Raw genomic sequence first — 24,141 nt, forward strand, 5'->3', positions numbered from 1 at the left:
AAAGCCTCTTTGAGAGGCAAGTGACGAGTCAAGAGCAATAAGGCTTGAACAAAGTGAAAGCCAGCGTCTTTAGGCGCTGGCTGGTAATTTGGGCTTATAGCTCTGGGACAAACCACCCGTTTGACGGGTGGTCATGATTGTCAGGAAAAATAAAAAATTTAGAACTTTTAGTGGGAATTACGAATAGATAGATAAGGAAGAAAAAGGAGGAGTGTTTATGTATGTGACTGGTTTTTATCCGTGGTTCATTAAATTATTTTTCAAATAAAATTTAATTAATTGTACATTTTCGAATTATTTTTCGAATAAATAAGTGAGAAGAAAAGGAAGGAGATTACGCGATGTATTTACCAATCTTATTACCATGGTTTATCAAATGGTATTTAAAATAAATGAAATTTACCTGTTCATTTTAAATCACTTCTCAAATAGATAAGTGAGACGAAAAGGAAGGAAAAGGAATTCAGTAATTTATCTATTCTGGTTTTTAAAATGGTTTAAGAGCCAGAAGTCGTAAACTAAAAAATAGAAATAAAGGAGAAAAAAGATGACAAATTTTGACAAAATGGAACAAAACTTTGTAACTCTTACAGAAGAAGAGTTGATGAATGTAGATGGGGGAGCGTTGCCTCTTGTAGCTTGGGTAATCGCTAATCCCGTGACGGCAGCCAAAATTGCTGGTGGAGTTGCTGCAGTGGGAATTGCAGGTTATCATTATGTGACAGGTAAGTGGTAAAAATTAAAGGAGAAATTGCTATGGAAAAATCTATTTTAAAATTTGAAAAAATGACTAATACAGACTTGCAGGAAATTCAAGGGGGAGCATTACCTCTCCTTATCCCTATTGCCGCTGGTTTTGTTAAAGGATTTGTATATACTGGTGGAGCTATTCTGACAACTCGAGCACTCTTATCAGGTAATTAGGAGTTTCTTATGAAAACATTTTTATTAGGTTTTGCTGAAGGGTATTTTATCGTATCGCTCATAGTCTACATCGCAACGTATTTGATTTTGAGAAATCCAATCAATACCCTATTTTATCCAGAAATTTACCCTGTTTTATTTGGGCTCTTTTATCTAGGATATAAGGTCAATAAAAAGCACGTAGAGTGAGCAGTTAAGAATGACTTGTTAGTCTGCACTGAAAATGGTTAGGGTAGAATCTAAGAATGCATCACATTGGAGTTTAATATGAAATTCGTTAAATCAATATTGAAAGTTTTGCCTGAAATCATGGTATTACTTAGTTCAATGTCTTATATCATCGTCAGATTAGTAGCTGACATAAATAAAGTTTCTTTACCTACTTGGTTTGATAATTCTAATATACCTACGGTTGCATTATTTATGATGGTCTTCATTCTTTTATACAGAAGTAAAGAAAAAAAGAATCGATAAATTTGAAGCAGTAGACGTTCTATAGGGAATAGGTGTCTTATAGTAACGAATCAAAAAAAGGAGTAACTATGAATCGTAATTTAGAACGGTGTTATCTATTCTGACTAGGAATGGATCATACCATAGGTGGCTTAGAAATAGTAGGGACATTAGTAATTGAAGTAATAAATAGGATGTCGTAAGTGTTACTATCAATGATTTATTTGTTCCAAGTTTGCCTAGGGTGTCAGTAAAACATCACTTTCCTTTCATATCATATTTTAGGTAGGACATTTGTTCTGCCTATTTTTTTATCCCAAAAGTGCATTTGGGAGGGAGATAGGCGCATTTGGGGAGGAAGTCCAGTTTTTGTTTGGGAATTGGGGTAAGATAGTTGTTATCAGATGAGTTTAGGAAAAGGAGATGAATATGAAATTTGGGAAACGTCACTATCGTCCGCAGGTAGATCAGATGGATTGCGGTGTAGCTTCATTAGCCATGATTTTTGGCTACTATGGTAGTTACTATTCTTTGGCTCACTTACGAGAATTGGCCAAGACAACCATGGATGGGACAACGGCTTTGGGCTTGGTCAAGGTGGCAGAGGAGATTGGCTTTGAGACGCGGGCCATTAAGGCGGATATGACGCTCTTTGACTTGCCAGATTTGACCTTTCCTTTTGTTGCTCATGTGCTTAAGGAAGGGAAATTGCTCCACTACTATGTGGTGACTGGGCAGGACAGGGACAACATTCATATTGCCGATCCAGATCCTGGGGTGAAATTGACCAAACTGCCACGTGAGCGTTTTGCGGAAGAATGGACAGGAGTGACGCTTTTTATGGCACCTAGTCCAGACTACAAGCCTCATAAGGATCAAAAAAATGGCCTGCTCTCTTTTATCCCTATATTGGTGAAGCAGCGTGGCTTGATTACCAATATCGTTTTGGCGACACTCTTGGTAACCTTGATTAACATTGTGGGTTCTTATTATCTGCAGTCTATCATTGATACCTATGTGCCAGATCAGATGCGTTCGACGCTGGGAATTATTTCTATTGGGCTGGTTATCGTCTATATTCTCCAGCAGATCTTGTCTTACGCTCAGGAGTATCTCTTACTTGTTTTTGGGCAACGTTTGTCCATTGATGTGATTTTATCCTATATCAAGCATGTTTTTCACCTGCCGATGTCCTTTTTTGCGACACGCAGGACAGGGGAAATTGTTTCTCGTTTTACAGATGCTAACAGTATCATCGATGCACTGGCTTCGACTATTCTTTCGATTTTCCTAGATGTGTCAACGGTTATCATTATTTCCCTTGTTTTATTTTCACAGAATACCAATCTCTTTTTCATGACCTTATTGGCGCTTCCTATCTACACAGTGATTATCTTTGCCTTTATGAAGCCGTTTGAAAAGATGAATCGGGATACCATGGAAGCCAATGCGGTTTTATCTTCTTCTATCATTGAGGACATCAACGGTATTGAGACTATCAAGTCCTTGACTAGTGAAAGTTCACGTTATCAAAAGATTGACAAGGAATTTGTGGATTATCTGAAGAAATCCTTTACCTATAGTCGGGCAGAGAGTCAGCAAAAGGCTCTGAAAAAAGTTGCCCATCTCTTGCTCAATGTCGGCATTCTCTGGATGGGGGCTGTTCTGGTCATGGATGGCAAGATGAGTTTGGGACAGTTGATTACCTATAATACCTTGCTTGTTTACTTTACAAATCCTTTAGAAAACATCATCAACCTGCAAACCAAACTTCAGACAGCGCAGGTCGCCAATAACCGTCTGAATGAGGTTTATCTGGTAGCTTCTGAGTTTGAGGAGAAGAAAACAGTTGGGGATCTGAGCTTGATGAAGGGAGAGATGACTTTCAAGCAGGTTTACTATAAGTATGGTTATGGTCGAGATGTCTTGTCAGATATCAATTTGACTATTCCGCAGGGTTCTAAGGTGGCTTTTGTGGGAATCTCAGGGTCAGGTAAGACGACCTTGGCCAAGATGATGGTTAATTTTTATGATCCAAGTCAGGGAGAGATTAGTCTGGGTGGTGTCAATCTTAATCAGATTGATAAAAAAGCCCTGCGCCAGTATATCAACTATCTGCCTCAACAGCCCTATGTCTTTAACGGAACGATTTTGGAGAATCTTCTCCTTGGAGCCAAGGAAGGGACGACTCAAGAGGATATCTTACGGGCGGTCGAATTGGCAGAGATTCGGGAGGATATCGAGCGTATGCCACTGAATTATCAGACAGAGTTGACTTCGGATGGGGCAGGGATCTCAGGTGGTCAACGTCAGAGAATTGCTCTGGCGCGTGCTCTCTTGACAGATGCGCCTGTCTTGATTTTGGATGAGGCAACTAGCAGTCTGGATATCTTGACTGAGAAGCGAATTGTCGATAATCTCATGGCTTTAGACAAGACCTTGATTTTCATTGCTCACCGCTTGACCATTGCTGAGCGGACAGAGAAGGTTGTTGTCTTGGATCAGGGCAAGATTGTTGAAGAAGGAAATCATGCTGATTTACTTGCACAGGGTGGCTTTTACGCCCATTTGGTGAATAGCTAGAAAGAGGAGAGGATGAAACCAGAATTTTTAGAAAGTGCGGAGTTTTATAATCGTCGTTACCATAATTTTTCCAGTCGGGTGATTGTCCCCATGTCCCTTCTGCTTGTGTTTTTACTTGGCTTTGCAATATTTGCAGAGAAGGAGATGAGTTTGTCTACTAGAGCTACTGTCGAGCCTAGTCGAATCCTTGCAAATATCCAGTCAACTAGCAACAATCGTATTCTTGTTAATCATTTGGAAGAAAATAAGTTGGTTAAAAAGGGAGAACTGTTGGTTCAATATCAAGAAGGGGCAGAGGGTGTCCAAGCGGAGGCCTATGCTAGTCAGTTGGACATGCTCAAGGATCAAAAAAAGCAATTGGAGTATTTGCAAAAGAGCCTGCAAGAAGGGGAGAACCACTTTCCAGAGGAGGATAAGTTTGGCTACCAAGCCACCTTTCGCGACTACATCAGTCAAGCAGGCAGTCTTAGGGCTAGTACATCGCAACAAAATGAGACCATCGCGTCCCAGAATGCAGCAGCTAGTCAAACCCAAGCCGAAATCGGGAACCTCATCAGTCAAACAGAGGCTAAAATTCGCGATTACCAGACAGCTAAGTCAGCTATGGAAACAGGTGCTTCCTTGGCCAGTCAGAATCTAGCCTACTCTCTCTACCAGTCCTATAAGTCTCAGGGCGAGGAAAATCCGCAATCTAAGGCCCAGGCTGTTGCTCAGGTAGAAGCACAGCTCTCTCAGTTAGAATCCAGTCTTGCTACTTACCGTGTTCAGTATGCAGGTTCAGGTACCCAGCAAGCCTATGCGTCAGGCTTAAGCAGTCAATTGGAGTCTCTCAAATCCCAACACTTGGCAAAGGTTGGTCAGGAATTGACCCTTCTAGACCAGAAAATCTTGGAGGTGGAGTCAGGTAAGAAGGTACAGGGAAATCTTTTAGACAAGGGGAAAATTACGGCGAGTGAGGATGGGGTGCTTCATCTTAATCCTGAGACCAGTGATTCTACCATGGTTGCAGAAGGTGCTCTACTAGCCCAGCTCTATCCATCCTTGGAAAAAGAAGGGGAAGCCAAACTTACAGCTTATCTCAGTTCAAAGGATGTAGCAAGGATCAAGGTCGGTGATTCTGTTCGCTATACTACGACTTATGATGCCAAGAATCAACTTTTCCTAGATTCTACTATTACAAGTATTGATGCGACAGCTACTAAGACTGAAAAAGGGAATTTCTTTAAAATCGAGGCGGAGGCTAATCTAACTTCGGAGCAGGCTGAAAAACTTCGATATGGGGTGGAAGGTCGCCTACAGATGATTACGGGCAAGAAAAGTTACCTGCGTTATTATTTGGATCAATTTTTAAACAAAGAGTAATGTTCGTGTTTTTAGAGTTAAATTATTTTAAAACTGTGAGAAAGATTCTTCTTGCAGTTTTTTCTTTATGTTTTTAGAAGTTACTACGTTATTTATTCGGCTAAATTCTTGTAATTTTAGGTTTTTTATGGTAGAATGTGCTCAAGTAATACGAAAGGCGAACTTTAAAATGTCAAAACAATTGATCTATTCGGGAAAAGCTAAAGATATCTATACAACTGAGGATGAAAATCTTATTATTTCAACTTACAAGGACCAGGCGACTGCTTTCAATGGTGTCAAGAAGGAGCAGATTGCAGGTAAGGGAGTATTGAATAATCAGATTTCATCTTTTATTTTTGAGAAATTAAATGCGGCGGGTGTGGCGACTCACTTTGTGGAGAAACTTTCGGACACGGAACAACTCAATAAAAAGGTTGAGATTATTCCTTTGGAAGTCGTGCTTCGCAACTACACGGCTGGTTCCTTTTCAAAACGTTTTGGTGTAGACGAAGGAATCGCCTTGGAGATTCCGATTGTTGAATTTTACTATAAAAATGATGATTTGGATGATCCATTCATCAATGATGAGCATGTGAAATTCCTACAGATTGCGGATGACCAGCAGATTGCCTACTTGAAGGAAGAAACGCGTCGTATCAATGAACTTTTGAAAGGCTGGTTTGCTGAGATTGGTCTTAAGTTGATTGACTTTAAGCTAGAGTTCGGTTTTGACAAGGATGGTAAGATTATCTTGGCAGATGAATTTTCACCAGATAACTGCCGTTTGTGGGATGCGGATGGCAACCACATGGATAAGGATGTTTTCCGTAGAGGATTGGGAGAACTAACAGACGTTTACGAGATTGTCTGGGAAAAGTTGCAGGGGTTGAAATAATCTGTTTGTAACGGAAAACCTTCGTCTCTCAAATAAAAGGACTCAGGCTGAAAAGGTCCCCCAGACCTTTTCACTCCGCAGGGGACTAGGTGAACTAACAGACGTTTATGAGATTGTCTGGGAAAAGTTGCAGGAATTGAAATAAGAACCTCAAGGTCGTTGGAACATTGTAAGAGCTGAAATAAAGGAATAAGGATTGATGGATAAACGTATTTTTGTTGAAAAAAAGACTGATTTTCAGGTCAAGTCAGAGAGTTTGGTAAGAGAGCTCCAACACAACTTGGGACTTTCAAGCTTGAAAAGTATTCGTATTGTGCAAGTGTATGATGTCTTTAGCTTGGCTGAGGACTTGTTTGCGCCTGCAGAGAAACACATCTTCTCTGAGCAGGTGACAGACCATGTCTTGGACGAAGCTGCTGTGCAGGCGGATCTTGCTAACTATGCTTTCTTTGCCATTGAAAGCCTGCCAGGTCAATTTGACCAGCGTGCAGCATCTTCACAGGAAGCCTTGCTTTTACTAGGAAGTTCGAGTGATGTAACAGTCAATACCACTCAACTTTACTTAGTCAATAAAGATATTGATGCGACTGAGTTGGAAGCAGTCAAGAACTACTTGCTCAACCCAGTTGATTCTCGCTTCAAGGACATCACGACAGGGATTGCCAAGCAGGAATTTTCAGAGTCAGACAAGACCATTCCAAAATTGACTTTCTTTGAAAGCTATACAGCAGAAGACTTTGCTCGCTACAAGGCTGAGCAAGGGATGGCCATGGAAGTGGATGATTTGCTCTTTATCCAAGACTATTTCAAGTCAATCGAGCGCGTGCCGACGGAAACAGAACTCAAGGTTTTGGACACTTACTGGTCTGACCACTGCCGTCACACAACTTTTGAGACAGAGTTGAAACACATTGACTTCTCCGCATCGAAATTCCAAAAGCAATTGCAGGCGACCTATGACAAATATATTGCCATGCGTGAGGATTTGGGGCGTTCTGAAAAACCGCAAACCTTGATGGATATGGCGACTATTTTCGGTCGTTATGAGCGTGCTAATGGACGTTTGGATGATATGGAAGTGTCAGACGAAATCAATGCTTGCTCAGTAGAAATCGAAGTGGATGTTGATGGTGTGAAAGAGCCATGGCTCCTAATGTTCAAGAATGAAACTCACAACCACCCAACGGAAATTGAGCCATTTGGTGGGGCGGCTACTTGTATCGGTGGTGCTATTCGTGACCCATTGTCAGGTCGCTCATATGTTTACCAAGCTATGCGTATCTCAGGTGCTGGTGATATTACAGCACCGATTTCGGAAACTCGTGCTGGGAAATTACCACAACAAGTCATTTCTAAAACAGCGGCTCATGGTTATTCTTCTTACGGGAATCAGATTGGACTTGCAACAACCTACGTTCGTGAATACTTCCACCCAGGCTTTGTAGCTAAACGCATGGAGCTAGGTGCTGTTGTCGGAGCGGCTCCTAAGAGCAATGTTGTCCGTGAAAAACCGGAAGCGGGAGATGTGATTATTCTCCTTGGAGGTAAGACTGGACGTGATGGTGTCGGTGGTGCGACAGGTTCTTCTAAGGTTCAAACAGTTGAGTCCGTGGAAACTGCTGGTGCTGAGGTTCAAAAAGGGAATGCCATCGAAGAGCGCAAGATTCAACGTCTTTTCCGTAATGGCGATGTCACTCGTCTTATTAAGAAATCCAATGACTTTGGTGCTGGTGGTGTCTGTGTAGCTATCGGTGAATTGGCAGACGGTCTTGAAATTGACCTAGACAAAGTGCCTCTTAAATACCAAGGCTTGAATGGTACCGAAATTGCCATCTCTGAATCTCAAGAACGGATGGCAGTTGTGGTTCGTCCTGAGGATGTAGATGCCTTCGTTGCGGAATGTAACAAAGAAAATATTGATGCTGTTGTAGTTGCGACAGTGACGGAAAAACCAAATCTAGTCATGCACTGGAATGGTGAAACCATTGTCGACTTGGAACGTCGTTTCCTTGATACCAATGGTGTGCGCGTGGTCGTAGATGCTAAGGTTGTGGACAAGGATGTCAAACTCCCAGAAGAGCGTCAAACATCTGCTAACACACTTGAAGTTGATACCCTTGCGGTTCTGTCTGATCTCAACCATGCGAGTCAAAAAGGATTACAGACTATCTTTGACTGCTCTGTTGGACGCTCAACGGTTAATCACCCACTTGGTGGTCGTTACCAACTCACACCAACTGAGGCATCTGTGCAGAAATTACCAGTTCAACACGGTGTGACTCATACTGCGTCAGTCATGGCTCAAGGATTCAACCCATATGTAGCTGAATGGTCTCCATACCACGGTGCTGCCTATGCGGTGATTGAAGCAACTGCTCGTTTGGTTGCTGCTGGTGCCAAATGGTCTCAGGCTCGTTTCTCTTACCAAGAGTACTTTGAGCGCATGGACAAACAAGCTGAGCGTTTTGGTCAGCCGGTAGCTGCTCTCCTAGGCTCTATCGAAGCTCAGATTCAGCTTGGCTTGCCATCTATCGGTGGTAAGGACTCCATGTCTGGTACTTTTGAAGAATTGACAGTACCGCCAACCTTGGTTGCTTTTGGAGTGACAACAGCAGATAGCCGTAAGGTGCTCTCTCCAGAATTTAAAGTTGCTGGGGAAAACATCTACTACATCCCAGGTCAAGCTCTTGCTGCAGAGATTGATTTTGACTTGATTAAGTCTAATTTTGCTCAGTTTGAAGACATCCAAGCTGGTCACAAAGTGACATCTGCATCAGCTGTCAAATATGGTGGTGTGGTTGAAAGTTTGGCACTTGCTACTTTTGGAAATCATATCGGTGCAGAAGTAACCTTGCCTGAACTTGAAACGGCTTTGACAGCACAATTGGGCGGATTTGTCTTCACTTCCCCTGAAGAAATCGCTGGAGTAGAGAAAATTGGACAAACAAGTGCAGACTTTACACTGGCTGTCAACGGTGTGAAGCTAGATGGACAGAAACTTGACAGTGCCTTCCAAGGGACATTGGAAGAAGTTTACCCAACAGAATTTGCCCAAGCCAAAGAACTAGCAGAAGTTCCAGCTGTCGCTACTAACACAGTCATCCAAGCTAAAGAAAAAGTTGAAAAACCGGTAGTCTATATCCCAGTCTTCCCGGGAACCAACTCAGAATATGACTCAGCTAAGGCTTTCGAAAAAGAAGGAGCAGAGGTCAACTTAGTACCATTTGTGACCTTGAATGAAGAGGCTATTGTCAAGTCAGTTGAAACGATGGTTGACAACATCGGCAAGGCTAACATCCTCTTCTTTGCAGGTGGTTTCTCAGCTGCGGACGAGCCAGATGGTTCAGCTAAGTTTATTGTCAACATCCTGCTCAATGAAAAAGTGCGTGTAGCTATTGATAGCTTTATCGTCCGTGGTGGCTTGATTATCGGTATCTGTAATGGATTCCAGGCCTTGGTCAAATCAGGTCTTCTTCCATACGGAAACTTTGAAGATGCTAGCAGTACTAGTCCAACCCTCTTCTACAATGATGCCAACCAACACGTGGCCAAGATGGTGGAAACCCGTATTGCCAATACCAACTCGCCGTGGTTGACAGGGGTGCAAGTGGGCGATATCCACGCTATTCCTGTTTCGCACGGTGAAGGGAAGTTTGTCGTGACGGCTGAGGAATTCGCTGAACTCCGTGACAATGGACAAATCTTCAGCCAATATGTTGACTTTGATGGAAAACCAAGTATGGATTCTAAGTACAATCCGAATGGTTCTGTAAATGCTATAGAGGGAATTACTAGCAAAAACGGCCAAATCATCGGTAAGATGGGCCACTCAGAACGTTATGAAGACGGTCTTTTCCAAAACATCCCAGGAAATAAAGACCAGCACCTGTTCGCGTCAGCGATTAAATACTTTACTGGAAAATAAGACTTACAGATTTTCTAATAGATAGTATCAGTAATGTAAAAGTCATGTAGATTTAGCTCTTGGTGCTACACAAATAAAAATTAGGTATAAAAAATGACATACGAAGTAAAATCTCTTAATGAAGAATGTGGTGTTTTCGGTATCTGGGGACATCCAGATGCTGCTAAATTGACCTATTTTGGTCTCCACAGTCTTCAGCACCGTGGTCAGGAGGGGGCAGGAATCCTCTCCAATGATCAGGGGAAACTAAAGCGGCATCGCGATATGGGTCTTCTATCAGAAGTCTTCAGAAATCCTGCTAACTTAGATAAATTGACAGGAACTGGTGCAATTGGGCATGTGCGTTATGCGACTGCTGGCGAAGCTTCTGTAGATAACATTCAGCCTTTCCTCTTTCGATTCCATGATATGCAGTTTGGCTTGGCTCATAATGGAAACTTGACCAATGCAGCCTCTCTCAAGAAAGAACTGGAACAAAGAGGAGCGATTTTCAGCGCGACTTCGGACTCGGAAATCTTGGCCCACCTCATTCGTCGCAGTCACAATCCGAACTTGATGGGAAAAATCAAGGAAGCGCTCAGCCTTGTCAAAGGTGGTTTTGCCTATATCTTGCTGTTTGAGGATAAGTTGATTGCGGCCCTTGACCCCAATGGTTTCCGTCCGCTTTCTATCGGGAAAATGGCCAACGGAGCGGTGGTGGTTTCCTCTGAAACCTGTGCTTTTGAGGTTATTGGTGCAGAGTGGATTCGTGATTTGAAGCCAGGTGAGATTGTGATTATTGATGACAAGGGCATCCAGTATGATAGCTATACAGATGATACTCAGTTAGCAATCTGTTCTATGGAGTATATCTATTTTGCTCGCCCTGATTCTAATATCCACGGTGTCAATGTTCATACGGCACGTAAACGTATGGGTGCCCAATTGGCGCGTGAATTTAAGCATGAGGCAGATATCGTGGTCGGTGTGCCCAATTCTTCCCTCAGTGCAGCCATGGGATTTGCGGAAGAATCTGGTTTGCCAAATGAAATGGGTCTTATCAAGAACCAATACACCCAACGTACCTTTATCCAACCGACTCAAGAATTGCGGGAGCAAGGGGTACGGATGAAATTGTCTGCAGTTTCTGGTGTTGTCAAAGGCAAGCGTGTTGTTATGATTGATGACTCTATTGTACGAGGAACAACTTCTCGTCGGATCGTTCAGCTTTTGAAAGAAGCGGGTGCGACTGAAGTTCACGTTGCTATTGGTAGTCCAGCGCTAGCTTATCCATGTTTCTATGGGATTGATATCCAGACCCGTCAGGAGCTGATTGCGGCCAATCATACGGTTGAAGAAACGCGCCAAATCATTGGTGCGGACAGTCTGACCTACCTTTCTGTTGAAGGTTTGATTGATTCGATTGGGATTGAAACAGATGCGCCAAATGGTGGTCTCTGTGTCGCTTACTTTGACGGTGACTACCCAACACCTCTCTACGACTACGAAGAAGATTATCGTCGAAGTTTGGAAGAAAAGACTAGTTTTTACAAATAGATGACAGATCTTCCGTTAAAGAAAAGGAATATAAAAATGACAAATAAGAATGCTTATGCTTCACGTCTCACCACTGACTAAAAGCTATAGCATTTGTCAGTAGACGCTTTCTCCTATGGAACCAAAGCTAGAGACCTGACTAGTATTTTTAGATAAAATAATTGTTTATCTAAAAATACGTCGCAGTCTTTCCCAAAAAAAAGAAAAGGAATAAATAGATGACAAATAAAAATGCATACGCTCAATCGGGCGTGGATGTTGAAGCGGGTTATGAAGTTGTTGAACGGATTAAAAAGCACGTGGCTCGTACGGAGCGTGCAGGTGTCATGGGAGCTCTTGGTGGCTTTGGTGGTATGTTTGACCTTTCAAAGACTGGGGTTAAAGAACCCGTCTTGATTTCAGGAACTGATGGTGTCGGAACCAAGCTCATGCTGGCTATCAAGTACGACAAGCACGATACCATCGGTCAGGACTGTGTGGCCATGTGTGTCAATGATATCATTGCTGCAGGTGCGGAGCCCCTCTATTTCCTTGACTATGTAGCGACAGGGAAGAATGAACCAGCTAAGCTAGAGCAAGTCGTTGCTGGTGTGGCAGAAGGTTGTGTGCAGGCAGGCGCTGCTCTCATTGGTGGGGAAACGGCTGAAATGCCTGGCATGTACGGCGAAGATGACTATGACTTGGCTGGTTTTGCAGTTGGTGTGGCTGAAAAATCTCAAATCATTGACGGCTCAAAGGTGTCTGAAGGAGATGTTCTTCTTGGACTTGCTTCAAGTGGGATTCACTCCAATGGTTACTCTCTCGTCCGTCGTGTTTTTGCGGACTACACAGGTGAGGAAGTCTTGCCAGAATTGGAAGGAAAGAAACTCAAGGAAGTTCTTCTTGAGCCGACTCGTATCTATGTCAAGGCTGTATTACCACTCATCAAGGAAGGGTTGGTCAACGGCATTGCCCACATCACTGGTGGTGGCTTTATCGAAAATGTCCCTCGTATGTTTGCAGATGACCTAGCTGCTGAGATTGAAGAAGACAAGGTTCCCGTGCTTCCAATTTTCAAAGCCCTTGAAAAATACGGTCAGATCAAACATGAAGAAATGTTTGAAATCTTCAATATGGGTGTGGGGCTTATGCTGGCAGTTAGCCCTGAAAATGTAAGTCGTGTCAAGGAATTGTTGGATGAACCAGTCTATGAAATTGGTCGCATCGTCAAGAAAGAAAACGAAAGTGTCATCATCAAATGAAAAAAATAGCGGTTTTTGCCTCTGGTAATGGCTCAAATTTTCAGGTGATTGCCGAAGAATTTCCAGTGGAGTTTATCTTTTCAGATTACCGAGATGCCTATGTGCTGGAGCGTGCAGAGCAACTCGGCGTTCTGTCCTATGCTTTTGAACTTAAGGAGTTTGAGAGCAAGGCAGACTACGAAGTAGCCATTGTCGAACTCTTGGAAGAGCACCAGATTGACTTGGTTTGTCTAGCAGGCTACATGAAAATCGTTGGGCCAACCTTATTGGCGGCTTATGAAGGACGAATCATTAACATTCATCCAGCCTATTTGCCAGAATTTCCAGGAGCTCACGGAATTGAGGACGCTTGGAATGCTGGTGTTGCTGAGAGTGGTGTGACCATTCACTGGGTGGATTCAGGTGTGGATACTGGAAAGGTTATCAAACAAGTACGCGTACCACGATTAGCTGATGATACCATCGAAAACTTTGAAGCTCGCATTCATGAGGCAGAGTACAAGTTGTATCCAGAGGTGTTGGATAGTTTGGGAGTGGAGAGGAAGTGTTAAATATGGTAACAACTATAGAGGTTAATAAACAGACTGTAAAGGAATTACTTGGATCAGGGAAAAATAAGAAATTCGCTATTCCAGAATATCAGAGACCATATGCATGGACAACTGATCAGATTCAGACTCTATTTGATGACTTAGTTGAGTATACCAGTGGTGAAGAAAAAGACAGTACATACTTTTTAGGCACTATTGTAGCATATGAGAATGATGAGAACGAACAAGAAATTATAGATGGGCAGCAACGCATTACTTCTTTATTTTTGCTTTTAAGAGCTCTAATTCTAAACTGAGTTCTATGAGTGAAACTCTTCAGTCAAAGAATTTTATGCGACAGATTGAAGCAGCAATGTGGGAACAAGATGAACTTACGGCAGAAGTTGATTTTGAAAAAGTCTTAATAGTTTCAAGAGTTGTTGGTGAAGAAGAAAATAATATTTTTACAAATATATTAGTTACGGGAGAAACAGAAAAAGGAAGAAAAGACACTTATTCTGAAAACTATAAGTTATTTGTGGAGTTAATTGAAGATTATGCAAGTAAAGAACCAGAATTGTTTTACTGGTTTATTCAAAATGTTTTAAATAGAGCTATTTTGCTTCCTATTACTGCTGATTCACAGGATACTGCACTGACAATATTTTCTACACTAAATGATAGAGGACTAGCTTTATCTGATGCAGATATTTTTAAGGCTAAGATATATAACTATATAGACAATAGTCAGAAAAAGGATTTTATCGAAGAGTGGAAACTGATTGATGAATCCGCATCAAATGCAAATGAGAGTATTCAAAAGTTGTTTTATTACTATATGTTTTATCTGAGAGCTAAAGAGAATGATAGAAATACTACAACTCCGGGTATTAGAAAATACTATTCTCAGAATCAATTTGAAAAATTATATCAAAGTGACTTATTGACGAATCTTCGTTTACTAGTAAGTTTATGGACAGTTATTAATAATAGGATAGTTGTGGAAGGCGAGAATTGGTCAGAGAATAAAGAAATTCTTAAAGTACTGGATTCTCTATCCTCTTATCCGAATGAATTTTGGAAGTATCCTGTAGTAATATATTATTTACGTTACAAAAGCTCTGAAAATTTTGAGTCAGATTTTTTGAACTTTTTAAGAAATTTATTTGCAGTTTTGTCAGCAAGGTACGTAGTTACTCCAACAATAAACGCAGTCAAGCGTAGTATTTTAAATTTGAATGCCTCAGTTTATCAATCTAAAACACCTAAATTTGATTTCTCTTTAGTTGATGAAGAAGAATTCAAAGAAAAAGTAAAGAATGCACATCGAAATACGGTTCGGATGCTTCTAAAGGTACTGGCTTATCAAAAACAAGATGAATTATTACCAGAAAAATGGGAAATAGAGCATATTTTACCTCAAAAGTGGCAAACTAGTTTCTTTCCAGATAATTCAGAAAGAGAAGTTAGGGATTTGATAGAACATATTGGTAATAAGATACCTTTTGAGAAGAAACTGAATATTATTGCTAGTAACGGATATTTTGCTAAGAAGAAGAAACTTATCAAAAATCATCAATTACATTGGTACAAGATTTATCTAAGGATAAAAGTGATTGGAGACTTGATGAAATTCGTGAAAGAGATATCCGCATTGCTGATGAACTTATAAATTTATTATCAAGTTGGGGATTGAATAAGATTTCTGAAGAATATATGGAAACAAGACAATTTAAAATTGAAATTCCTACAGAACTTACAGATAATTATATAAATTTTTTAAAAATGTTTCAAAAAGTTGATTCAGATGAAGTTCGTCAACAATTTTTAGATATATAAACTAGGAATGAAAGGAAGAAAAATGACTAAACGCGTCTTAATCAGCGTCTCAGACAAAGCGGGCATTGTTGAATTTGTCCAAGAACTTAAAAAACTCGGTTGGGAGATCATCTCAACAGGTGGAACCAAGGTTGCCCTTGATAATGCTGGGGTGAACACCATTGCCATCGATGATGTGACTGGGTTCCCAGAGATGATGGACGGTCGTGTCAAGACCCTTCATCCAAATATCCACGGTGGGCTTCTCGCTCGTCGTGACCTTGATAGCCATTTAGAAGCGGCTAAGGACAATCAGATTGAGCTTATCGATCTTGTTGTAGTTAACCTTTACCCATTTAAGGAAACCATCCTCAAACCAGATGTGACTTATGCGGATGCGGTGGAGAATATCGATATTGGTGGTCCATCTATGCTTCGTTCAGCAGCGAAGAACCACGCCAGCGTAACAGTTGTTGTAGACCCAGAGGATTATGCTGTGATTCTTGACGAATTGTCAGCAAATGGTGAAACGACTTATGAAACGCGTCAACGTTTGGCAGCCAAGGTTTTCCGTCATACGGCAGCTTATGATGCCTTGATTGCAGAGTATTTTACAGCTCAAGTGGGTGAAAGCAAACCTGAAAAGTTGACCTTGACCTATGATCTCAAACAAGCCATGCGTTACGGTGAGAACCCTCAACAAGACGCGGACTTCTACCAAAAAGCTTTGCCGACTGATTACTCCATTGCTTCAGCCAAACAGCTTAACGGTAAGGAATTGTCATTTAATAATATCCGTGACGCTGATGCGGCCATTCGTATCATCCGTGATTTTAAAGACCGTCCAACCGTTGTGGCTCTCAAACACATGAACCCATGTGGAATTGGTCAAGCTGATGATATCGAAACAGCTTGGGACTACGCTTATGAGTCTGACCCAGTGTCTATCTTTGGTGGTATCGTTGTTCTCAACCGTGAGGTGGATGCTGCGACAGCTGAGAAGATGCACGGCGTTTTCCTTGAAATCATTATCGCACCAAGCTATACGGATGAGGCGCTAGCCATTTTAACCAACAAAAAGAAAAACTTGCGTATCCTTGCCTTGCCATTTGACGCACAAGACGCTAGCGAAGTGGAAGCAGAATACACAGGCGTAGTAGGTGGACTTCTGGTGCAAAACCAAGACGTGGTCAAGGAAAGCCCAGCTGACTGGCAAGTGGTGACCAAACGCCAACCAACTGAGACAGAAGCGACAGCTCTTGAGTTTGCTTGGAAAGCTATCAAGTATGTCAAATCAAATGGTATCATCATCACCAATGACCACATGACACTTGGTGTTGGCCCGGGTCAAACCAACCGTGTGGCTTCTGTTCGCATCGCTATTGATCAAGCTAAAGACCGTCTGGACGGCGCTGTTCTTGCTTCGGATGCCTTCTTCCCATTTGCGGATAATGTGGAAGAAATCGCCAAAGCAGGTATCAAGGCCATCATCCAGCCAGGTGGATCAGTCCGTGACCAAGAATCCATTGAAGCTGCGGATAAATATGGCCTGACCATGATCTTCACAGGTGTGAGACATTTTAGACATTAAGAACGTAAAGGAAAGAAAACAGTTTCTTTCCTTTTTTGCGTAAAAACGTGGAGTGAAACAAGATTAAAACGAACGTTTGTGGTATAATGTTAGTAAATAATTCGCAAAAGAGGTTGTAAGATGAAGCTGTTAGTTGTCGGTTCGGGTGGTCGTGAACATGCGATTGCTAAGAAGTTGCTTGAGTCAAAAGAGGTAGAAAAGGTTTTTGTTGCTCCTGGGAATGATGGGATGACTCTGGATGGTTTGGAGGTGGTAAATATCTCCATTTCCGAACATTCTAAATTGATTGAGTTTGCCAAAACCAACGATATTGCTTGGACCTTTATCGGGCCAGATGACGCCCTTGCGGCTGGGATTGTGGATGATTTCCATGCAGCTGGTCTCAAAGCCTTTGGTCCGACAAGATTGGCAGCTGAGCTGGAGTGGTCCAAGGATTTTGCCAAGGAAATCATGGTCAAATACGGCGTTCCGACAGCAGCCTATGGCACATTTTCAGATTTCGAGGAAGCCAAGGCCTATATCGAAAAGCAGGGTGCGCCTATCGTGGTCAAGGCGGATGGCTTGGCGCTTGGGAAGGGTGTCGTCGTTGCGGAGACGGTTGAGCAAGCAGTCGAAGCAGCTCACGAGATGCTTTTGGACAATAAATTTGGTGACTCAGGTGCGCGTGTAGTTATTGAGGAATTCCTTGATGGGGAGGAATTTTCACTCTTTGCCTTTGTCAATGGTGATAAGTTCTACATCATGCCAACGGCTCAGGACCACAAACGTGCCTACGATGGCGACAAAGGGCCTAACACAGGTGGTATGGGAGCTTATGCGCCAGTTCCTCACTTGCCAGAGAGCGTGATTGCCACAGCGGTTGACACCATTGTCAAGCCAGTCCTTGAAGGGATGATTAAAGAAGGTCGCCCTTATCTGGGTGTCCTTTACGCAGGGCTTATCTTGACAACTGATGGGCCTAAGGTCATCGAGTTCAACGCTCGTTTCGGAGATCCTGAAACGCAAATCATCTTGCCTCGTTTGACATCTGACTTTGCCCAAAATATTACGGATATCCTCGATGGCAAGGAGCCAAACATCACGTGGACAGATAAGGGTGTGACTCTGGGTGTGGTTGTCGCATCAAACGGCTATCCGCTAGACTATGAAAAAGGTGCCAAGTTGCCAGCCAAGACAGAAGGCGACATCATCACCTACTATGCAGGGGCTAAGTTTGCGGAAAATAGCAGAGCACTGCTATCAAACGGTGGACGTGTCTATATGCTCGTCACCACATCCGATACCGTTAAAGAATCCCAAGAAACCATCTACCAAGAACTCTCCCAACAAAAAACAGAAGGCCTCTTCTACCGAACAGATATTGGAAGCAAGGCAATTAAGTAAAGATATAAGAATAACGCGACGAAGTCGCCAAATATGATAATGGTCGTTTGATTTGCGAGCGTTAGCGAGCTAATATAGAACAATCACCGTCGTTGTGAAAGAACGATTGAATGACAATCCAATCGTTCAGGGAAATTGGAAGACCTTGGGCTTCCAATTTAGGCATGAGACACCTTTGGTGGCTGCTGCCGTCCCTCACAACCTAAGGTGATTGAAAAAAGAAAGGAAAATTATGACCAAACCAATTATTTCCATCATCATGGGCTCAAAATCCGACTGGGCAACCATGCAAAAAACCGCCGAAGTCCTAGACCGCTTCAGCGTTGCTTACGAAAAAAAGGTTGTATCTGCCCACCGCACACCAGACCTCATGTTCAAGCATGCAGAAGAAGCGCGTAGCCGTGGTATTAAGATCATCATCGCAGGTGCTGGAGGCGCAGCCCACTTGCCAGGAATGGTAGCTGCCAAAACAACTCTTCCAGTCATCGGCGTGCCAGTCAAATCACGCGCGCTTAGTGGCGTGGATTCACTCTATTCTATAGTACAGATGCCGGGTGGAGTACCAGTAGCAACCATGGCTATTGGTGAAGCAGGTGCGACTAACGCTGCCCTCTTCGCCCTCCGTCTCCTTTCAGTAGAAGATCAGGCTATCGCGACAGCATTGGCAGATTTTGTAGAAGAGCAAGGAAAAATCGCAGAGGAGTCTACAAATGAGCTCATCTAAAACAATCGGAATTATAGGTGGCGGTCAGCTGGGTCAGATGATGGCGATCTCAGCTATCTACATGGGTCATAAGGTTATCGCTCTGGATCCTGCGGCGGATTGCCCAGCTTCTCGTGTGGCGGAAATCATCGTGGCACCTTATAACGATGTGGATGCCCTCCGTCAGTTGGCAGAGCGCTGTGATGTTCTTACCTATGAATTTGAAAATGTCGACGCCGATGGTTTGGATGCTGTCATCAAGGATGGGCAGCTCCCTCAAGGAACAGATCTGCTCCGCATTTCACAAAACCGTATCTTTGAGAAGGACTTCCTTTCAAACAAGGCAAAAGTCACTGTGGCACCTTACAAGGTTGTGACTTCTAGCCAAGACTTAGCAGATATCGATTTATCGAAAAACTATGTCCTCAAGACTGCGACAGGTGGCTATGATGGGCATGGACAAAAGGTCATTCGCTCAGCAGAAGATTTGACAGAAGCCTATGCGCTAGCTGACTCAGCAGACTGCGTTTTGGAAGAATTTGTCAATTTTGATCTTGAAATTTCGGTTATCGTTTCTGGGAATGGCAAGGATGTGACGGTTTTCCCAGTTCAGGAAAATATCCACCGTAACAACATCCTCTCTAAGACCATTGTGCCTGCCCGCATTTCAGAAAGTCTAGCTGAGAAAGCTAAAACTATGGCAGTGCAAATCGCAGAACAACTGAACCTTTCTGGAACGCTATGTGTGGAAATGTTTGCGACAGCTAATGATATTATCGTCAATGAGATTGCCCCACGCCCACATAACTCAGGACACTACTCAATCGAAGCCTGCGACTTTTCGCAATTCGACACGCATATTTTGGGTGTTCTGGGAGCACAATTACCAGCCATCAAACTGCATGCTCCAGCTGTCATGCTCAATGTCCTCGGTCAACACGTCGAGGTCGCTGAAAAATATGTCACAGAAAATCCAAGCGCCCACCTTCACATGTATGGTAAAATAGAAGCGAAGCACAATCGCAAGATGGGGCATGTGACTTTGTTTAGTGATGAACCAGATAGTGTGGGAGAGTTTGGGAAAGGGATTGATTGGTAATGCCTATAAAATACTATGAAATCAAGAAATTACTTCGTGAGGAAGTTACTTTATTTGATTCACTTATAAGTAAATTTTTAAAATATTTCTTGCTGTATTCCTTTATAGTGATGTTTTTGGGGATTGGACTTTATGGAACTTCTAAAAGTGGTAGTAGTTCTACTAATTCTAGTGAGAGTATGCTTTTTATAGTGATTTCTCTATTTATGGGAGCTTGTTATCGTACTACCATTGTTTTAGAGAAACTTAATTTAAAGAATATTGCTATTAAATTTAAAAAAGGGAAATTTTTAGATGAGGAACAAGTACGCTTGTTGATTTCAGAAGTAGACTTATCTCTGAAAAAAATTAGTCATTTTGCAAATTGGAGTTGCGGTATTTTGGCTACTATATTAATTTTTGCTGTTACAACTTTGGTAAATTTTTTAAAAGAGACACTAACCTCTCAAGAAATTAGCGAACTTTTTACCGATAGAACTGGATTACAAAACAATTTAATTTCATTTTTAGCTAGTTTAGCTATGTTAGTTATATTTTGTATTTTATTTTACTATCTTACTGTTCAAACGTTTACATATAATAGACGATTTGTTGTGACAATCTTAAAAAGTAGTTTATATATAACTGAAGAAGATGAAATAATGGGAGGTTTTTGGAATAAAGTAGTATATGTAAAAGAGAATTTTTGGAAGTAACAAAATTATTTAAATCTTTGTCCATGCCTATGTGGAAGATAGTAAAGGAAATGCTGTGGTGGAAGTCATGTTCGCAAGTAGAGACTATGAAAGGGTACAAGCTAAATATGAGAAACTAGTAGCTCATCCCTCAGAAAACTATTTAGCAATTTATGATGTACCGTTAGATAAAGATTTGAATACACTGGATCACTATCCATCTCTATGGATTGGGGAAGAGGAGTTTGAGTAATCATGGAATTACTTTAACAGAAGTGAGGAATTATGGTTTTAACGGATGAGCAGATTGATTGTCTTAAAAATCAGTTTAAAATTGATGAGGTTTTGGGCTCTATTGATTATAGTTTCATAGAAATTTTAGGTCAAGGAGGCCAAGGTGTAGTAGTTTTGACAAAAGATAGTGATGGCATTGAAAAAGCTGTTAAAATCATGAAACTACCAACTTCCGGTGGCACTGCAAATAAGGCAAAAATTGAGAGACTAAAAAATGATATTGAATTTTGTTCACAATATAATCACGAAAATATTATTCAATATCAGTTACATGGAGAATATCCAAATAACGGACAAAGAGCTCAATTTTTATATGCAGTAATGGATTATTTCCCTAAAAATTTTCGGAATGTAATTGATGAATTTGAAAGTTATTCACCAGAACAAAAATTAGATTATTTAATTCAATTATCTAAGGGTATAAATGCTGCTCATGATAAAGGAATAATTCATAGAGACATCAAGCCAGAAAATATTTTAGTAAGAGATGAAAATTTGGTTTTAAGTGACTTTGGAATTGCGCATTTTCAAGGATCTGATTTAACTGTTGCAGATGATTTACTAGCAAATAGAAATTATTTATCGCCAGAACAAAAGAAAATTGGAGCAGCCCTTAACATCACATTTGCGTCAGATGTATATTCTTTTGGGTTAATCATTAATGAATGCTTTACAGGAGAAAATCCAGACGGGTCAGAATATAAGCGTATTTGGTATACTTATCCTTATCTCTTTGAATTAGATAAGTTAGTTGATAGATTAATTAATCCGTCCCCAGACTTAAGGCCATCAAGTGACAGTGTTCGTATGGATTTGAAACTTTTAAAAAGTGATTTAGATAGAAAAAAATTTCAATTGCAAAATGTAGTTATTGATAATGATAATATTGAAGATAGAGATAAAGATAGAATTTTAAAGATATCAAGTGAGGATTTACTTTTTTCACAGTTTGTTTTGAATGAACTTCCAGATAAAAGTTTGAATGAATTGAATCTAAATTACCATTGTTCGATTAATTATCGTGTCACAGATGAATTGTACTCTAACTTTCTACTCCAACAAATAATGGATAGATGTGAGTCTACTTTTTCGTATGAGAGTGTACACTATCTCTCTAATAATTTATATATACCTCTTAATCTTGTTGATAATTCAGAAGATAAAGAATTATTTAATAAAATGCAACAAATCTTGCAATCTATAAATGGTGACAAAGTTATATCTGGAAAAATTTTAAAATTTTTCAGTTCTTGTAGCAGTTATCATTGTAAGGAAATATTGAGAGATATTGATATTATTATTCAAAATACTAAAGAAGAAATATTTGGGGTTCCAATTCTATATTTAATAAAATATTTAAGAAAAAATCATTTCAAGTTGAATCAGTCAGAAAAACTTTATGATAAAATTAGGTTGGATTGGACAAATTATAGAAGTGAATTCAAAGATACTCCTTTAGAACTAGCGCTTTTTGAAAGAAATCTAGATTTTTATCAAAATAAGAGAAATGAGATATTAAAAATTTTGGGAACGATTGCTCTCCAATTTCCTATGGACTATTATGAAATTGATTCTAAAAACTATTCATTGAAGTTTGACAATCAGTTTAATCCAAGGATATTTTGGAGATTTAAGTATTATTGTTTATCAAAAACGAAAAAGGGTTCTATATTTGAAGCAGATGTTTCAAACTTATTTAGAAATATTAGAATTAATGATGAAGAAGGTATAGTGGAATTAGTTATTTCTACAGATTTTGATGTAGAAGTTACATTGTCTAAAATTTTTATAGATAATTATAGTGAGGAATAAAATTATGATCGACCGTTACTCTCGCCCTGAGATGGCGAACATTTGGAGTGAAGAAAATAAATACCGTGCTTGGCTTGAGGTGGAAATCTTGGCTGACGAGGCATGGGCTGAGTTGGGGGAAATCCCTAAGGAAGATGTAGCTTTGATTCGTGAAAAAGCGGACTTTGACATCGACCGTATTTTAGAGATTGAGCAGGAGACTCGTCACGATGTGGTGGCTTTCACACGTGCGGTTTCTGAGACTCTTGGTGAGGAGCGCAAGTGGGTCCACTATGGTTTGACTTCTACCGATGTGGTAGATACAGCCTACGGTTACCTCTACAAGCAGGCCAACGACATCATCCGTCGTGACCTTGAAAACTTCACCAACATCATCGCTGATAAGGCTAAGGAGCACAAGTTCACCATCATGATGGGGCGTACCCACGGTGTGCACGCTGAGCCTACAACTTTTGGTCTTAAATTGGCGACTTGGTACAGCGAAATGAAGCGCAATATCGAGCGTTTCGAGCATGCAGCTGCTGGAGTGGAAGCTGGTAAGATTTCTGGTGCGGTTGGTAACTTTGCCAACATCCCACCATTCGTAGAGCAATATGTCTGCGACAAATTGGGTATTCGTGCTCAAGAAATCTCTACACAGGTGCTTCCTCGTGACCTTCACGCTGAGTACTTTGCAGTACTTGCAAGTATCGCGACTTCTATCGAACGTATGGCAACGGAGATCCGTGGTCTTCAAAAATCAGAACAACGCGAAGTAGAAGAATTCTTTGCTAAGGGGCAAAAAGGTTCATCAGCAATGCCTCACAAACGTAACCCAATCGGTTCTGAAAACATGACTGGTCTGGCGCGTGTTATCCGTGGTCACATGGTGACAGCCTATGAGAACGTGGCTCTCTGGCACGAACGTGACATCTCTCACTCATCAGCTGAGCGCATCATCACACCAGATACGACCATCTTGATTGACTACATGCTCAACCGTTTTGGAAATATTGTCAAGAATTTGACAGTCTTCCCAGAAAACATGATCCGCAACATGAACTCGACATTTGGTTTGATTTTTAGCCAACGCGCTATGTTGACCTTGATTGAAAAAGGCATGACCCGTGAGCAAGCCTATGACTTGGTGCAACCAAAAACGGCCTACTCTTGGGACAACCAAGTAGACTTTAAACCGCTTCTCGAAGCAGATCCAGAAGTAACATCACGCCTCACACAAGAAGAAATCGACGAAATTTTCAACCCTCTTTATTACACTAAACGAGTGGATGATATCTTTGAACGTCTTGGACTTGGTGATTAATTAAAAAATAAACAGCGAGCTTTAATCTCGCTG

Annotated in this window: 24 protein-coding genes; all 24 read left to right on the forward strand. The window is 41.2% G+C overall.

Annotation, left to right across the window (positions count from 1 at the left end):
- Positions 1–547 precede the first annotated feature (547 nt).
- Positions 548–736 carry a class IIb bacteriocin, lactobin A/cerein 7B family gene (locus B7692_RS09015; protein ID WP_084930484.1) on the forward strand — a complete coding sequence of 63 codons (189 nt, stop codon included), beginning with the start codon at positions 548–550 and terminating at the stop codon, positions 734–736.
- Positions 737–756: 20 nt separating this feature from the next.
- Positions 757–924, forward strand: coding sequence for a class IIb bacteriocin, lactobin A/cerein 7B family (locus B7692_RS09020; RefSeq protein WP_060805139.1), 168 nt, complete (start codon positions 757–759; stop codon positions 922–924).
- A gap of 9 nt (positions 925–933) precedes the next feature.
- Positions 934–1,113, forward strand: coding sequence for a hypothetical protein (locus tag B7692_RS09025; RefSeq protein WP_084930485.1), 180 nt, complete (start codon positions 934–936; stop codon positions 1,111–1,113).
- A gap of 78 nt (positions 1,114–1,191) precedes the next feature.
- A complete protein-coding gene (locus tag B7692_RS09030; protein ID WP_084930486.1) occupies positions 1,192–1,398 on the forward strand; it encodes a bacteriocin immunity protein in 207 nt (68 codons plus the stop codon).
- Positions 1,399–1,806: 408 nt separating this feature from the next.
- Positions 1,807–3,960, forward strand: coding sequence for a peptide cleavage/export ABC transporter ComA (comA, locus tag B7692_RS09035; RefSeq protein WP_084930487.1), 2,154 nt, complete (start codon positions 1,807–1,809; stop codon positions 3,958–3,960).
- A gap of 12 nt (positions 3,961–3,972) precedes the next feature.
- The gene (comB, locus tag B7692_RS09040; RefSeq protein ID WP_084930488.1) at positions 3,973–5,322 is read left to right on the forward strand and encodes a competence pheromone export protein ComB; all 1,350 of its coding nucleotides are present in this window, start codon (positions 3,973–3,975) and stop codon (positions 5,320–5,322) included.
- A gap of 169 nt (positions 5,323–5,491) precedes the next feature.
- A complete protein-coding gene (gene purC / locus B7692_RS09045) occupies positions 5,492–6,199 on the forward strand; it encodes a phosphoribosylaminoimidazolesuccinocarboxamide synthase (protein ID WP_142360067.1) in 708 nt (235 codons plus the stop codon).
- A gap of 1 nt (position 6,200) precedes the next feature.
- Positions 6,201–6,344, forward strand: a complete 144-nt coding sequence (locus B7692_RS11425; RefSeq protein ID WP_084930543.1) for a hypothetical protein — start codon at positions 6,201–6,203, stop codon at positions 6,342–6,344.
- A 54-nt stretch (positions 6,345–6,398) separates the two neighbouring features.
- Positions 6,399–10,124, forward strand: a complete 3,726-nt coding sequence (locus B7692_RS09055; RefSeq protein WP_084930490.1) for a phosphoribosylformylglycinamidine synthase — start codon at positions 6,399–6,401, stop codon at positions 10,122–10,124.
- A 93-nt stretch (positions 10,125–10,217) separates the two neighbouring features.
- Positions 10,218–11,660 (forward strand): amidophosphoribosyltransferase, encoded by a 1,443-nt coding sequence (purF, locus tag B7692_RS09060; protein WP_000220614.1) that lies wholly within the window; start codon positions 10,218–10,220, stop codon positions 11,658–11,660.
- Between the two features lie 218 nt (positions 11,661–11,878).
- Positions 11,879–12,901, forward strand: a complete 1,023-nt coding sequence (purM, locus tag B7692_RS09065; protein ID WP_045610811.1) for a phosphoribosylformylglycinamidine cyclo-ligase — start codon at positions 11,879–11,881, stop codon at positions 12,899–12,901.
- A complete protein-coding gene (gene purN, locus B7692_RS09070; RefSeq protein WP_084930491.1) occupies positions 12,898–13,452 on the forward strand; it encodes a phosphoribosylglycinamide formyltransferase in 555 nt (184 codons plus the stop codon). Before purM ends, purN begins: the two co-directional genes overlap by 4 nt.
- 2 nt (positions 13,453–13,454) lie before the next feature.
- A complete protein-coding gene (locus B7692_RS11350) occupies positions 13,455–13,748 on the forward strand; it encodes a DUF262 domain-containing protein (protein WP_239822393.1) in 294 nt (97 codons plus the stop codon).
- A 35-nt stretch (positions 13,749–13,783) separates the two neighbouring features.
- A complete protein-coding gene (locus B7692_RS09075; RefSeq protein WP_239822394.1) occupies positions 13,784–15,103 on the forward strand; it encodes a GmrSD restriction endonuclease domain-containing protein in 1,320 nt (439 codons plus the stop codon).
- A 44-nt stretch (positions 15,104–15,147) separates the two neighbouring features.
- Positions 15,148–15,270, forward strand: coding sequence for a hypothetical protein (locus B7692_RS11395; protein ID WP_275655657.1), 123 nt, complete (start codon positions 15,148–15,150; stop codon positions 15,268–15,270).
- A 22-nt stretch (positions 15,271–15,292) separates the two neighbouring features.
- Entirely contained in the window at positions 15,293–16,840 is a 1,548-nt protein-coding gene (purH, locus tag B7692_RS09080) for a bifunctional phosphoribosylaminoimidazolecarboxamide formyltransferase/IMP cyclohydrolase (RefSeq protein WP_084930492.1), read from the forward strand.
- Positions 16,841–16,960: 120 nt separating this feature from the next.
- Positions 16,961–18,223, forward strand: coding sequence for a phosphoribosylamine--glycine ligase (gene purD, locus B7692_RS09085; RefSeq protein WP_084930493.1), 1,263 nt, complete (start codon positions 16,961–16,963; stop codon positions 18,221–18,223).
- Positions 18,224–18,317: 94 nt separating this feature from the next.
- Positions 18,318–18,434 (forward strand): phosphoribosylaminoimidazole carboxylase, encoded by a 117-nt coding sequence (locus B7692_RS11355; RefSeq protein ID WP_078137223.1) that lies wholly within the window; start codon positions 18,318–18,320, stop codon positions 18,432–18,434.
- Between the two features lie 21 nt (positions 18,435–18,455).
- Complete coding sequence (gene purE / locus B7692_RS09095) at positions 18,456–18,947, forward strand: 5-(carboxyamino)imidazole ribonucleotide mutase (protein WP_084930494.1); 492 nt, start codon at positions 18,456–18,458, stop codon at positions 18,945–18,947.
- Positions 18,934–20,025, forward strand: a complete 1,092-nt coding sequence (purK, locus tag B7692_RS09100) for a 5-(carboxyamino)imidazole ribonucleotide synthase (protein ID WP_084930495.1) — start codon at positions 18,934–18,936, stop codon at positions 20,023–20,025. Before purE ends, purK begins: the two co-directional genes overlap by 14 nt.
- Positions 20,025–20,720, forward strand: coding sequence for a hypothetical protein (locus tag B7692_RS09105; protein WP_049522375.1), 696 nt, complete (start codon positions 20,025–20,027; stop codon positions 20,718–20,720). Before purK ends, B7692_RS09105 begins: the two co-directional genes overlap by 1 nt.
- 67 nt (positions 20,721–20,787) lie before the next feature.
- Positions 20,788–20,952 (forward strand): phosphoribosylaminoimidazole carboxylase, encoded by a 165-nt coding sequence (locus B7692_RS09110; RefSeq protein ID WP_419991802.1) that lies wholly within the window; start codon positions 20,788–20,790, stop codon positions 20,950–20,952.
- A 32-nt stretch (positions 20,953–20,984) separates the two neighbouring features.
- A complete protein-coding gene (locus tag B7692_RS09115; RefSeq protein WP_084930497.1) occupies positions 20,985–22,805 on the forward strand; it encodes a serine/threonine-protein kinase in 1,821 nt (606 codons plus the stop codon).
- Between the two features lie 4 nt (positions 22,806–22,809).
- Positions 22,810–24,108: an adenylosuccinate lyase gene (gene purB / locus B7692_RS09120; RefSeq protein WP_084930498.1), complete on the forward strand. Its 1,299-nt coding sequence runs from the start codon at positions 22,810–22,812 to the stop codon at positions 24,106–24,108.
- Positions 24,109–24,141: the final 33 nt, after the last annotated feature.

It is taken from the genome of Streptococcus mitis, assembly GCF_002096925.1.
In the GTDB taxonomy this organism is placed as follows: domain Bacteria; phylum Bacillota; class Bacilli; order Lactobacillales; family Streptococcaceae; genus Streptococcus; species Streptococcus mitis_AF.